The sequence below is a fragment of the Massilia sp. X63 genome (assembly GCF_041023745.1).
GTDB lineage: Bacteria > Pseudomonadota > Gammaproteobacteria > Burkholderiales > Burkholderiaceae_D > Telluria.
The window spans coordinates 39,679-53,689 of sequence record NZ_JBFTEF010000018.1; the positions used below are offsets into that span (position 1 = coordinate 39,679).

The 14,011-nt window shown below is 65.5% G+C and carries 8 protein-coding genes; 7 read left to right on the forward strand and 1 reads right to left on the reverse strand.

All coding sequences use genetic code 11. The annotated features are described in order from the left end of the window. Positions 1 to 272: 272 nt before the first annotated feature. The 3 genes from AB3347_RS23520 (at position 273) to AB3347_RS23530 (ending at position 6,686) form a co-directional block, all read left to right on the forward strand. The gene (locus AB3347_RS23520; protein WP_369094139.1) at positions 273 to 3,176 is read left to right on the forward strand and encodes a TonB-dependent receptor; all 2,904 of its coding nucleotides are present in this window, start codon (positions 273 to 275) and stop codon (positions 3,174 to 3,176) included. A gap of 90 nt (positions 3,177 to 3,266) precedes the next feature. Further along, positions 3,267 to 4,775 carry a tryptophan halogenase family protein gene (locus AB3347_RS23525; protein WP_369094140.1) on the forward strand — a complete coding sequence of 503 codons (1,509 nt, stop codon included), beginning with the start codon at positions 3,267 to 3,269 and terminating at the stop codon, positions 4,773 to 4,775. Positions 4,776 to 4,922: 147 nt separating this feature from the next. After that, a complete protein-coding gene (locus tag AB3347_RS23530) occupies positions 4,923 to 6,686 on the forward strand; it encodes a DEAD/DEAH box helicase (RefSeq protein ID WP_369094141.1) in 1,764 nt (587 codons plus the stop codon). Positions 6,687 to 6,754: 68 nt separating this feature from the next. Here AB3347_RS23530 and AB3347_RS23535 read toward each other — a convergent pair whose 3' ends face one another. Then, positions 6,755 to 7,621 (reverse strand): alpha/beta hydrolase, encoded by an 867-nt coding sequence (locus tag AB3347_RS23535; protein WP_369094142.1) that lies wholly within the window; start codon positions 7,619 to 7,621, stop codon positions 6,755 to 6,757. A 209-nt stretch (positions 7,622 to 7,830) separates the two neighbouring features. Here AB3347_RS23535 and AB3347_RS23540 point away from each other — a divergent pair, with 209 nt between their 5' ends. The 4 genes from AB3347_RS23540 to AB3347_RS23555 all read left to right on the forward strand — a co-directional run bounded on the left by AB3347_RS23540 (position 7,831) and on the right by AB3347_RS23555 (position 13,939). Further along, positions 7,831 to 9,168, forward strand: a complete 1,338-nt coding sequence (locus AB3347_RS23540; protein ID WP_369094143.1) for an MFS transporter — start codon at positions 7,831 to 7,833, stop codon at positions 9,166 to 9,168. Positions 9,169 to 9,258: 90 nt separating this feature from the next. Next, positions 9,259 to 10,902 (forward strand): alpha-D-glucose phosphate-specific phosphoglucomutase, encoded by a 1,644-nt coding sequence (locus AB3347_RS23545; RefSeq protein WP_369094144.1) that lies wholly within the window; start codon positions 9,259 to 9,261, stop codon positions 10,900 to 10,902. A gap of 28 nt (positions 10,903 to 10,930) precedes the next feature. After that, entirely contained in the window at positions 10,931 to 12,634 is a 1,704-nt protein-coding gene (locus AB3347_RS23550; protein ID WP_369094145.1) for an alpha-amylase family glycosyl hydrolase, read from the forward strand. A 111-nt stretch (positions 12,635 to 12,745) separates the two neighbouring features. Continuing rightward, the gene (locus AB3347_RS23555; protein ID WP_369094146.1) at positions 12,746 to 13,939 is read left to right on the forward strand and encodes an ATP-binding protein; all 1,194 of its coding nucleotides are present in this window, start codon (positions 12,746 to 12,748) and stop codon (positions 13,937 to 13,939) included. The last annotated feature ends 72 nt before the right edge of the window (positions 13,940 to 14,011 follow it).

Consider the following 14,011-nt stretch of genomic DNA (forward strand, 5'->3'; position numbering starts at 1 on the left):
CAATGCGACCAAAAAGTGCATTTGTAGTCCGACTACAGGCATATGTATGTTGTTTTGTAGCCCAAATACAACGATAAAGCCGTGTTTTCGTGACGAATTTTTGGAAAACATGCCATTATCGTAGTAGCAAGCAACTCCCGTTGACAGTGCATCTAGTTTTAATACAGAATCGTTGACAGAACGTCTAAAACCGTTTGCTTGAGGCTGCCGTGCCGCTGCCTGTCGCGCTGTAGTTTCGGGAAAAAAATTATTGGTCTTTATTGAGGGGACAAATGAATATCTTCGCAACCAAGCGCGCCGCCTCGGCCCGCCTTGCATTCCAGTTGAGCCCGGTAGCCGCCGGCTGCGCAGTCTTCTTGTCCGCGCTCGCGGGCAGCGTGTACGCGCAAGACACCACCAACACCGCCAACGCCGTCGCCAATACCGATACCGCGCCTGCCGTTGCCGACCAGGCCGACGCCAAGCAGCCGGTCAATACCAGCGGCGTATCGACCGTCACCGTGACCGGTATCCGCCAGGGTATCGAAGCGGCGATCTCGATCAAGAAAAATTCCACGTCGATCGTTGAAGCCATCTCGGCCGAAGACATCGGCAAGCTGCCGGACCAGAGCGTCGCCGAGTCGATCTCGCGCCTGCCGGGCGTGTCGGCCCAGCGCGGCCGCAGCTCGGGCAAGGCCGCCGAGATCTCGGTGCGCGGCTTGTCGCCGAGCTTCAACGGCACCCTGCTGAACGGCCGCGAAATGGCCTCGACCGGCAACGCCCGTTCGCCTGAGTTCGACCTGTTCCCGGCCGAACTGATGGGTTCCATCGTCATCTACAAGACCCCGGACGCGACCGTCGTCGGCCAGGGCCTGGCATCGACCATCGACCTGCGCACCGTCCAGCCGCTGGACTTCGGCAAGCGCACCGTCGCCGTCAACTACAAGAAGAGCCGTCTCGGCGTGAAGCAGCGCGACGGCCTGCCGGAAGGCGACGGCGATCGCCTCTCGCTGTCGTACATCGACCAGTTCGCCAACCGCACCATCGGCGTGGCGGTTGGCCTGACCCGCTACGAAGAAACCGGCGGCGCCCAGTCGAAGTTCAACTCGTGGGGCGGCTGGGTTGCCGACTTCCAGGATCCGCGTCGTCCGACCGACCCGAACGCCAAGGTCAAGACCCCGGGCGGTTTCGGCTATGACACCGAAGTCAACTCGCACAACCGCGACGGCGCCTTCGCCTCGCTGCAATGGCGTCCGAACCGCAACTTCAAGTCGACCGTCGACCTGTTCTACTCGGCCGGCGAAACCGGCACCAAGAAGACCGGTATCGAGGCGGCCGTGGGCGGCAACAGCGCCGGTACCTACGACCCGAACGGTGTCCTGAGCAACTACACCATCAACAGCGCCAACGTCGTCACCAGCGGCACCATCAACAACTGGGTCGGCGTGGTGCGTAATCACTACGAAGGCGCGGAAGACGACCTCAAGACCATCGGCTGGAACAACGAGCTGAAGATCGGCGAGTGGACCACCGCGGCCGACCTGACCTGGTCCAAGGCGACCAAGCAGAGCTCGCGCTACGAGACCTACGCCGGCCTGGCCGGCAACGCGCCGAAAGACACCATCTCGTTCTCGGGCTTCGACGGCGGCAACTTCACCCAGGTGAAGTACACCCCGGGCATGAACTACGCCGACCGCTCGGTCGCGCGCCTGACCGACGTGATGGGCTGGTCGGGCGGCGTCAGCTCGCCGCAGGCCGGCTACCTGGCGATGCCGTACATCGAGGACGAAGTCAAGGCGATCCGCCTGACCGCCAAGAAGGACGTCGCCTGGGGCCCGATCGTGGCCACCACCTACGGCTTCAACCACACCGCACGCGACAAGTCGCGCACCGGCGACGAAGGCCGCCTGGTGATCCCTGGCGGGAATCCGTACGGCGCCGCCGCCATGCCGGGCAGCGGCACCACGATGGCCGGCAGCTCGGGCATCATGGTCGCTTCCTGGGATCCGCGCGGTTCGCTGGGCAGCGTCTACGAACTGGCCGGCAAGGTCGACGCCGACATCTACAACAAGTACTGGGACGTCAAGGAACGCATCTCCACCGCCTACTTCATGGGCGACCTGGACGGCGAACTGTTCGGCCTGACCTACCGCGGCAACGTCGGCGTGCAGGCAATCCACACCGACCAGACCGGCGGCGGCTACGCCATCGACCGCAGCCGCTGCGTGGGTAACACCACCGCGACCTGCCCGGCGATGCGCGTCACCGACGGCGAGAAGTTCTGGGACGTTCTGCCGAGCGCCAACGTGTCGTTCGACCTGAAGAACGACCAGATGCTGCGCTTCGGCCTGGCGAAGGTGGTGTCGCGCGCCAACCTGGACGACCTGCGCGCCGGCCAGAACTTCGCGCTGAACAGCTCGGGTCCGTTCCAGATCCTGAACGGCAGCGGCGGTAACCCGCACCTGAAGCCGTTCCGTGCGAAAGCGCTGGACATCTCGTACGAGAAGTACTTCGGCAAGAAGGGCTACATCAGCCTGGCAGGCTTCTACAAGAAGCTCGACACCTACATCTACCGTGCACCGCGCGCCTTCGACTTCGGCCCGTACGTCACCCCGACCACCCCGCTGCCGGTCGGCGGTCCGTTCGCCGGTTCGACCATGGGCCTGATGACCCAGCCGATGAACGGCGACGGCGGCAACATCAAAGGCTTCGAAGTGGCGGTCAACGTGCCGTTCTCGATGCTGACGAACTACCTGGATGGCTTTGGCGTCATGGTCAACCACTCGGACACCAAGAGCGGCATCGAGCTGCCGGAAATCGGCTTCGATAACGTGAACGGCGACATGGTCAGCATTCCGCTGCCGGGTCTGTCGCGCAAGGTGACCAACCTGCGCCTGTACTACGAGAAGAACGGCTTCCAGATCGCCGCCGCGGCACGCAAGCGCTCGAACTTCCTGGGCCAGGTGTCGGACTACCAGGACAACGCCCAGCTGACCTTCATCAAGGGCGAGACCATCGTCGACCTGCAGGCCTCCTACGAGTTCCAGTCGGGCTGGCTGAAGGGCGTGAGCCTGTATGCCCAGGCGCAGAACTGGAACAACGCACCGTTCCTGGAGTACACCACCGATCCGGAAAAGCCGACCAACCGTGTCGACTACGGCCGTACCTACCACTTCGGCGTGAACTACAAGTTCTAAGCTGAGTAGGGCTACAATGCAACCCCTGACGCTGTACGGCGCAGGGGTTGTTTTTTTGAGCGGACGCGGTTCCGCGATACAGGCACGAACATGAACGAACCAATCAAGGACATCGTCATCGTCGGCGGCGGCACCGCCGGCTGGATGACCGCGGCGGCGCTGTCGACCCTCCTCAACGGCCGCTACAACATCCGCCTCGTCGAGTCGGACGAGATCGGCATCGTCGGCGTCGGCGAAGCGACCATTCCGATGATCCAGCGCTTCAACCGCGTGGTAGGCATCGACGAGAACGAATTCATGCGCGAGACCCAGGGCAGCTTCAAGCTCGGGATCGAGTTCGTCAACTGGGGCCGGCTGGGCGAGCGCTACATGCACGGCTTCGGGCGCCTCGGCCAGGACCTGGCCACGCTGCCGTTCGACCAGTACTGGCAGAAGATGCGCCGCGCGGGCAAGGCCGCGCCGCTCGAGGAATACTCGATCACGCGCATGGCCGCGAAAGCGAACAAGTTCATGCCGCCGCGCTTCGACCTGCCCAATTCGCCGCTGCGCGAGATCGCCTACGCCTACCATTTCGACGCCAGCCTGTATGCGAAATACCTGCGCAAGCTGTCCGAGGCGCGCGGCGTGACCCGCATCGAAGGCAAGATCACCCGCGTCACCCAGCGCGAGCCGGACGGCCATATCGATGCGGTGGAACTGGAAAACGGCGCCCGCGTGGAGGGCGAGCTGTTCATCGACTGCTCGGGCTTCCGCGGCCTGCTGATCGAGCAGACCCTGGAGACCGGCTACGAGGACTGGACCGGCTGGCTGCCGGCCGACCGCGCCCTGGCCGTGCCTTGCGAATCGGCGCCCGTCCTCACGCCCTACACACGGTCGACCGCGCACAAGTCGGGCTGGCAGTGGCGCATCCCGCTGCAGCACCGCACCGGCAACGGCCACGTGTACAGCAGCCGTTTCATCAGCGACGACGAAGCCGCCGCCACCTTGCTGGCGAACCTGGACGGCCGCGCGCTGGCCGAGCCGCGCCTGATCAAGTTCCAGACCGGCATGCGCAAGCTGGCCTGGAACCGCAACGTGGTGGCCCTGGGCCTGGCCAGCGGCTTCCTCGAGCCGCTCGAGTCGACCAGCATCCACCTGATCCAGTCGGGCATCCAGCGCCTGATCGACTTCTTCCCGGACCGCGGCTGGAGCAGCATCGACCGCGACGAGTACAATCGCCAGTCGCGCTTCGACTACGAACGCATCCGCGACTTCATCATCCTGCACTACCACCTGAACCAGCGCACCGATTCGGAATACTGGAAGGCGTGCGCGAACATGGCGATTCCGGACACGCTGCGCCACAAGATGGCCATGTACCGCGCGCACGGCCGCGTGGTCCGGGTCGACAACGAGCTGTTCTCGGAAGTCGGCTGGATCCAGGTGTTCGAAGGGCAGAACATGCCGCTCGACGCCTACCATCCGCTGGCCGACGCCCAGTCCGACGAGGACATCGCGGAATACCTGGCCAGCGTGCGCGAGGTGATCGCCAAGTGCGTGGACGTGATGCCGTCGCACAACGATTACATCGCCAAGACCTGCGCCGCGAAAAAAATGTAGCGTAACCCTGTATCATTCGCGGCCCCATGCGCGACAAGTGCATGGGGCCCTTTTCATTTCCGTAGTGTCTCCTCGTTCCAAAAGTGCCCGCAGTGCTTTCGCAAGGGAGTAAACTGCGGGTTTAGTATCGACTTTGAAAGTTTTGCCATGTCCGACACCCCCCTCCCGAATTTTGCCGATCTCGACCTCTCCGCGCCCGTACTGAAAGCGCTGAAGGACGTCGGCTACGAAACGCCTTCGCCGATCCAGGCCGCGACCATTCCGCTGCTGCTGGCCAACCGTGACGTACTCGGGCAGGCCCAGACCGGCACCGGCAAGACCGCCGCCTTCGCATTGCCGATCCTGTCGCGCATCGACATCAAGCAGCTGGCGCCGCAGGCGCTGGTGCTGGCGCCGACGCGCGAACTGGCGATCCAGGTGGCCGAGGCTTTCCAGAGCTACGCCGCCCACATCAAGGGCTTCCACGTGCTGCCGATCTACGGCGGCCAGAGCTACGGCCCGCAATTGTCGGCGCTGCGCCGCGGCGTGCACGTGGTGGTGGCCACCCCGGGCCGCGTGATCGATCACATCGAAAAAGGCTCGCTCGACCTGTCGCAGTTGAAAACGCTCGTGCTGGATGAAGCCGACGAGATGCTGCGCATGGGCTTCATCGACGACGTCGAGCACATCCTGCAGCAGACCCCGCCGGAGCGCCAGACCACGCTGTTCTCGGCCACCATGCCGCCGGCGATCAAGCGCATCGCCAAGACCTACCTGCGCGATCCGCAGGAAATCACGGTCGCCGCCAAGACCGGCACCGCCGAGAACATCACCCAGCGCTACTGGCTGGTGGCCGGCATGCAGAAGCTCGACGCGCTGACCCGCATCCTGGAGGCGGAGCCCTTCGACGGCATGATCATCTTCGCGCGCACCAAGCTCGGCACCGAGGAACTGGCGACCAAGCTGCAGGCACGCGGCTTCGCCGCGGTGGCCATCAACGGCGACATGGCGCAGCAGGCGCGCGAGCGCACCATCGAGCAGCTCAAGAACGGCAAGATCGACATCCTGGTGGCGACCGACGTGGCCGCGCGCGGCCTCGACGTCGAGCGCATCAGCCACGTGATCAACTACGACGTGCCGTCCGACCCGGAAAGCTACACCCACCGCATCGGCCGTACCGGCCGCGCCGGCCGCAGCGGCGAAGCGATCCTGTTCATCACGCCGCGCGAACGCGGCCTGCTCAAGGCCATCGAGCGCGCCACCCGCCAGCCGGTGGCGCCGCTGCAGCTGCCCACCGTGAAGGCGGTGAACGAGGTGCGCATCGCCAAGTTCAAGGAGCAGATCGCCAGCACCCTGGCCGAGGGCGGCCTGGAGGTGTTCCGTTCGCTGATCGAGGAATACGAGCGCGAACAGAACGTGCCGGCGGTGGACATCGCCGCCGCACTGGCCAAGATGGCGCGCGGCGACCAGCCGCTGCTGCTGGAAAAGCCGGACCGCGAGCCGAAGCCGGAGTTTGCCTCGCGCGAGCAGGGCAGCTGGGAAGACCGTCCGGCGCGCCCGCTGCGCGAGCCGCGCGAGCCCGCTTTCAAGAAAGAGCGCGTGGTGCGCGAGGCCGAACCTGGCATGGCCACCTTCCGCATCGAAGTCGGCCACCAGCACGGCGTCAAGCCGGGCAACATCGTCGGCGCCATCGCCAACGAGGCCAACATGCCGGCCAAGTACATGGGCCGCATCGAGATCTACGACGACTACAGCACCATCGACCTGCCGGACGACATGCCGCAGGACCTGGTCGACCACCTGAAGACCGTATGGGTGGCGGGGCAGCAGCTGAACATGACGCGCGACGGGCTGGAAGCGCCGATCGTCACGGCGCCGAAGAAGAAGAGCTTCACCAAGGCCGGCACCAAGAAGCCGCACCGTAAAGGCTGAGGTATACCGTAGGGTGGACGGTTTGTCATTCAGGCCACTGGCCTGAATGACCCCACCCACCCTGCGTATTACGTCTTATCGGGCGCGAACATCCACAACAGCGCCTCGCGCAACTCCCCCGCCCAGAACGCCTCGTTGTGCTCGGCCCCCGGCACGATCCTGAGGACCGTGTTCGCGGCCGGATGCCCGGTCTTCTTCACCACCTCCGCCATGCGCTTGACGTCCGCGTTCATCTGCGGCCCTTCCTTCTCGCCCATCAGCATGAACACGCGCGCGTCCTTCGGCACCGGCTTCGAGGCCACGAACGCGAAGGATGGCTGCGCCGTCCAGTAGGCCGGCGAGAACACGCCGGCCTTGCCGAACACCTCGGGGTACTGCACCAGCGCGTAGTGCGAGGCCAGGCCGCCCATCGAGCTGCCCATGATGGCGGTGTGGGCGCGGTCCGGCAGGGTGCGGTACTGGCGGTCGATCATCGGCTTGACGGTCCTGACGATGAATTCAAGGTAGGCCCGGCCCTCGCCCTTGCCGAACCTGTCGTTGTCCCAGGCGTTCAGCTCCGTCATGCGCTTGTCCCCGCCGTTGTCGATGCCGACCACGATCAGTTCCAGCTTGCCTTCCCCGGCCAGCGCGTCGAGCGTCTCGTCCACCTTCCATTCGCCGGCATACGCGGTCGCGTCATCGAACAGATTCTGGCCGTCGTGCATGTACAGCACCGGATAGCGCTTGCCCGAGGTCGCATAGCCCGGCGGCAGGTACAGGCGCAGCTGGCGCTCGCGCTCCAGGCCCGGCATCTCGACCGGGCCGCCCAGCAGGCTCACGCCCGGAAGGGCGGTCGAGGCTTTCGGCGCTTCGGCAGGCTTGTCGGCCGCCATGGCAGGGGCGCCGAACGCGGCGGCCAGCAAGAGGGGGAGGATGGTGCGGCGCAGCGACGACATATGGAGTCTCCTTGGTCGGTTCTTCTGTTGTTTGACTACAGAGATGCCTTCTTTGGCCCCTCTGTTGTGGCGATTCTACTATGGCAGCTCTTCGATTGACACTCAGAAATCGCCATGTTATTTTGCTACAGCTACCCGTAGGTCAGCCGCACTTGCGCTGCCTGCATCACACGAGAGCCCGCCAGGTCCGGGCCATTTTGGGGACACACATGGATATGCAACCCGGCGCGCTCAAGCCGCGCCTGTCGTTCTGGCAGCTCTGGAACATGAGCTTCGGCTTCTTCGGCATCCAGTTCGGCTTCGCGCTGCAGAACGCCAATACCAGCCGCATCTTCTCGACGCTCGGCGCCGACCCCGACAACCTGGCCCTGTTCTGGCTCGCCGCACCGGTGACCGGCCTGCTGGTGCAGCCCGTGATCGGCTACCTGAGCGACAACACCTGGCACCCGAAGTGGGGCCGTCGCCGTCCCTTCTTCTTCATCGGCGCGGTGCTGGCCGCCATCGCCCTGTTCCTGATGCCGAACTCGAGCGCGCTGTGGATGGCGGTGGCCGTGCTGTGGATGATGGATGCGGCCATCAACGTGTCGATGGAGCCGTTCCGCGCCTTCGTGGGCGACAAGCTGGATGCCTCGCAGCAGACCGCCGGCTACGCGATGCAGACTTTCTTCATCGGCTGCGGCGCGGTGATCGCTTCGCTGCTGCCGGTGTTCTTCGAATCGATGGGCGTGTCCAACGAAGCGGTGGGCGGCATGATCCCCGACACCGTGCGCTATTCCTTCTATGCCGGCGGCGCCATCTTCTTCCTGGCGGTGCTCTGGACCGTGGTCAGCGCCGACGAACTGCCGCCGCCCGACATGGACGCCTTCAACGCCGAGCGCAAGCATGCGCGCAGCTTTGGCGTGGCCCTCAAGGAAATCGTCGGCGGCTTCGCCCGCATGCCGAGGACCATGGTGCAGCTGGCCTTCGTGCAGTTCTTCACCTGGATCGCGCTGTTCGCGATGTGGATCTACACCGGCTCGGCGATCGCCGACAACGTCTGGGGCACGGTCGACGCCCAATCCTCGGAGTTCCAGGCCGCCGGCAGCTTTGTCGGCATCATGTTCGCGGTGTACAGCGGCGTCTCGGCCCTGGCCGCCTTCATCCTGCCGGTCTTCGCCCGCGCGACCAGCCGCAAGACCGTGCACGCCTGCTGCCTGGCGATCGGCGGCCTGAGCCTGGCCAGCATCGTCCTGATCACCGACCGCAACATGCTGATGCTGCCGATGATCGGCGTCGGCCTGGCCTGGGCCTCGATCCTGACCATGCCTTACGCAATCCTGGCGGGTTCGCTGCCGGCCAAGCGCATGGGCTACTTCATGGGGCTGTTCAACTTCTTCGTGGTGATCCCGCAGATCTGCAGCGGCCTGCTGCTGGGCGGCGTGACCAAGCACTTCTTCGGCGGCCACACGGTGATGACCGTGGCGCTGGGCGGCGCCAGCATGCTGCTCGCGGCCGTGCTGACCCTGTTCGTCACCGACCGCGCAGCCCCGGTCAAGGCAGCCATCTAAGCCCGCGCCAGTGAATTCGCGCCTGTCGTATCGTAACGTTTTATCAACATTGACTAATGTTGCAACACGTTATTACGACAGGAGCGAAGCATGAGCATCCACGCCATTCCGACCACGCCGTTCGCCGGACAGCGGCCCGGCACCTCGGGCCTGCGCAAGAAGGTGGCCGAGTTCCAGCAGCCCGGCTACCTCGAGAATTTTGTCGAAGCGATCTTCCTCACCCTGGGTGAGGGCAGTGGCCGCACCCTGGTCGTCGGCGGCGACGGCCGCTATTTCAATCGCGAAGCCATCCAGGTCATCCTGCGCATGGCGGCCGCCCACGGCGTGGCGCGCTGCCTGGTGGGGCGCGGCGGCATCCTGTCCACCCCGGCGGTGAGCTGCGTGATCCGCAAGCACGCCGCCTTCGGCGGCATCGTGCTCTCGGCCAGCCACAATCCGGGCGGCCCGGACGGCGACTTCGGCATCAAGTACAACATCGAGAACGGCGGCCCGGCGCCCGAAAAGATCACCGAGGCGATCTTCGCCCACACCCAGGCATTGACGGCCTACCGCATCAGCGACGCCGGTCCGGTCGACCTCGACCAGGTGGGCCAGACCCGGCTCGAGAACATGGTGGTCGAGGTCATCGACCCGGTGGCCGACTACAGCGAGCTGATGGCGCGCCTGTTCGACTTCGGCGCCATCCGCGCGCTGTTCGCCAGCGGCTTTCGCATGCGTTTCGACGCCATGCACGCGGTTTCCGGTCCCTACGCCAAAGCCATCATCGAAGGCATGCTGGGCGCGCCCGCCGGCACGGTGGTCAACTGCATCCCGCTGGAAGACTTCGGCGGCGGCCACCCGGACCCGAACCCGGTCAACGCGGCCGACCTGATCGCCCACATGAACGGCCCCGATGCGCCGGACTTCGGCGCCGCCTCGGACGGCGACGGCGACCGCAACATGATCGTCGGCCGCGGCCTGGCGGTGACGCCTTCCGACAGCCTGGCCATCATCGCCGCCAACGCCACCGTGGCGCCGGGCTACGCCAAGGGCATCACCGGCATCGCGCGCTCGATGCCCACTTCGCAGGCCGCCGACCGGGTGGCCGAGGCGCTCGGCATCACCTGTTTCGAGACCCCGACCGGCTGGAAATACTTCGGCAACCTGATGGACGCCAACCTGGCCACCCTGTGCGGCGAAGAGAGCTACGGCACCGGCTCGCATCACATCCGCGAGAAGGACGGCCTGTGGGCGGTGCTGTTCTGGCTCAACCTGCTGGCGGCGCGCAAGGATTCGGGAAATGCGTCCGTGAACGAGATCGTGCGCGAGCACTGGGCCCGCTTCGGCCGCAACTACTATTCGCGCCACGACTACGAAGCGGTCGACGCCGACGCCGCCGAGGCGCTGATGACGGCCCTGCGCGCGACGTTGCCGGACCTGGCCGGCCAGACCTTCGGCAGCTTCCGCGTGGCCGAGGCCGACGACTTCGTTTACCACGACCCGGTCGACGGTTCGGTCGCCACCCGCCAGGGCGTCCGGATCATCATGGCGGACGGCTCGCGCATCGTATTCCGCCTGTCCGGCACCGGTACCGAAGGCGCGACCATCCGCCTCTACCTCGAACGCTACGAGGCCGATCCGGCGCGCCACGAACTCGACACCCAACAGGCCCTTTCCGAACTGATCGACATCGCCGACAAGGTGTCCGGACTGCGCCGCCGCACCGGCCGGGCGCAGCCGACCGTGATCACCTAGACCCTCCACCCACCACACAGGAAACCGCATGAAACTTCCCGTCCTTGCCGCCTCCATGCTGCTCGCCTTCGGCATCGGCTCCGGCGCCGCCGCACAGACCCGCAATGTGCCCGAGCTTGGCAAGCCTGCCGGCAAGCCCTTCGTCTGGGAGAACGCCACCGTCTACTTCCTGCTGACGGACCGGTTCAACAACGGCGACAAGGCGAACGACCATGCCTACGGCCGCAAGGACGATGCCGCCAAGCTGCGCGGCTTCATGGGCGGCGACCTGGCCGGCATCACGGCCAGGATCAAGGAGGGCTACTTCAAGGACCTCGGCGTGAACGCGATCTGGCTGACGCCCCCGGTCGAGCAGATCCACGGTTCCACCGACGAAGGCACCGGCAAGTCCTACGGTTTCCATGGCTACTGGGCGAAGGACTTTACCGCCGTCGACGCCAACCTGGGCAGCGAGCAGGACTTCCGCAGCTTCGTGGAGACCGCGCACGCCAACGGCATCCGCGTGATCCTCGACGTGGTGATGAACCATACCGGCCCGGTGACCGCACAGGACCCGGTCTGGCCCAAGGAGTGGGTGCGCACCGGCCCGGCGTGCACCTACAAGGACGTGCCGACCACGGTCGACTGCACCCTGGTGAAGAACCTGCCGGATTTCCTCACCAACAGCAATGCGAACGTCGCCCTGCCGCCGCTTCTGGTGGCCAAGTGGAAGAAGGAAGGGCGCTACGAGCGCGAGGTCAAGGAGCTGGACGCCTTCTTCAAGCGCACCGGCTATCCGCGCGCGCCGCGCTATTACCTGATCAAGTGGCATGCCGACTGGGTGCGCAAGTACGGCGTGGACGGCTTCCGCGCCGACACCGTCAAGCACACCGAGCCGGGCGTGTGGAAGGAACTCAAGCAGGAGGCCAGCCTGGCCTACGAAGAGTGGAAGCGCGCCAACCCCGCCAAGCGTCTCGGCAACCTGCCGTTCTTCATGACCTCAGAGGTCTACAATTACTCGATCCACCATGGCCGCAGCTTCGACATGGGCGGCAATGTGAAGGTCGACTGGCTCGCCAACGGCTTCGACAGCATGATCAACTTCGGCATGAAGTCCGACGCGACACAGGGCTACGAAAAGCTGTTCTCGGATTACTCGCAGGCGCTGCATGGCCCGATGAAGGGCTACTCGGTGCTGAACTACCTCAGCTCGCACGACGACGGCAGTCCCTTCGACCCGGCGCGCCAGCGTCCGATCGAATCGGCCAACAAGCTGATGCTGGCGCCGGGCGCGGCCCAGATCTACTACGGCGACGAGACCGCGCGCCTGCTCAATATCGAAGGCGCCGAGGGCGACGCCAAACTGCGCTCCTTCATGAACTGGGACGAGCTGGCCGCCAACACGCAGCGCGGCATCCACCGCGTGGCCGAGGTGCGCGAGCACTGGGCCAGGCTGGGGCGCTTCCGCGCCGCCCATCCGGCGGTGGGGGCGGGCGTGCACCAGATGCTGGCGTCCAGTCCTTACACCTTCAAGCGCATTTGGCAACAGGACGGCAAGGACGGAACCGCGAGCGACCGCGTGGTCGTCGCGCTCGACCTGCCCAAGGACAAGGCGCTGCCGATCCAGGTGGCCGGTGTGTTCAACGACGGCCAGACCGTGCGCGACTGGTACACGGGCCAGCGCGCGGTAGTGACTGGGGGCAAGGTGAACTTCGGCGTGCCGGCCCCGGCCGCCTTGATCGCACTGGACTGAGTGCGCTGGATCGTGCCGCCCTGCGGGGCGGCACGATAGCCGCCGCGGCCCTGCCGTGCGCGGCTCGCGGCCGATACAATAGAGTCCGAGAACATCTAGTTGACCGTCTACATGACCGACACCGGACACCTGTATTGGAAGCGCGAAGACGCCGAAGCCCTGCACACGCTGCTGCTGGAGAAGACACGCCAGTACGGCATCATGTTCTACGATGCCGCCCTGCGCATCACCGGCTGGAATTCGGGCGCCGAATTCATCACCGGCTGGACCGCCCCCGAGGTGCTGGGCCAGCCGACCGCCATGCTGTTCGTCCCCGAAGACCGCGAACGCAAGCTCGACGAGCACGAAGCCAATACGGCCGCCCTGGTGGGCGTGGGCGAGGACGAGCGCTGGCACATGCGGCGCGACGGGTCCTGGTTCTGGTCGAGCGGCCTCAGCCTACCGCTGCGCCGCGAGGGCGATCGGGTGACGGGTTTCGTCAAGATCTTCCGCGACGCCACCCACCTGCGCGTGCGCACCCGCTATCTCGAGAACGAACTGAAGGCATCGACCCGGCGCGAAACCGAGCGCGACGTCTTCCTGGGCACCATCGCGCACGAGATGCGCAACCCGCTGTCGCCGCTCAAGACCGCGGTCCAGCTGATCCGCATGCAGGTGCGCGATGACACCGCGCTGGACCGCCCCCTGCAGGTGATGGAGCGCCAGCTCGGCCTGCTCGAACGCCTGGTCGAAGACATGGTGGACGTGGCCCGGGTCAATTCCGGCAAGATGAGCATCGCCTACGAACCGATCGAATACCAGGCCTTGCTGAACGACGCCGTGGACAGCTGCATGACGGCGGCCCAGTTCAAGGGCATCGCCATCCACCGCAGTTTTCCCGCCATACCCATCGAGATCGAGGTGGACCCGCGCCGGATGCAGCAGGTGTTCGTCAACCTGCTCAACAATGCGATCAAGTTCACGCCGCACGGCGGCAAGGTCTGGCTGACGGCCACGGTCGACCAGACCCACCTGATCTGCTACATGAAGGACAGCGGCAAGGGCATCGAGCCCGACATGCTGCCCCGGATCTTCGACGTGTTCACCCAGGCCGAAGGCGGACGGGCCGAGCGCGGGGCCGGCCTTGGCATCGGCCTGGCCCTGGTCAAGGAAATCGTCTCGCTGCACCAGGGGACGGTCGAGGTGCGCAGCGAAGGCGCAGGCAAGGGCAGCGAGTTCACCGTGCGCATCCCCTTGCGCAGGCCGGAAGCGGAGCAGGGCGAGCGCGAGCGTCCCGGGCAGCCGGCGCCGTCCGGGCATCCCTGAACGCGTGGGCGGCAAATCCGCCCGCCCCGCGACCGCATCGCGGTATTTTTGTCATTCGATCAATGGTATCCT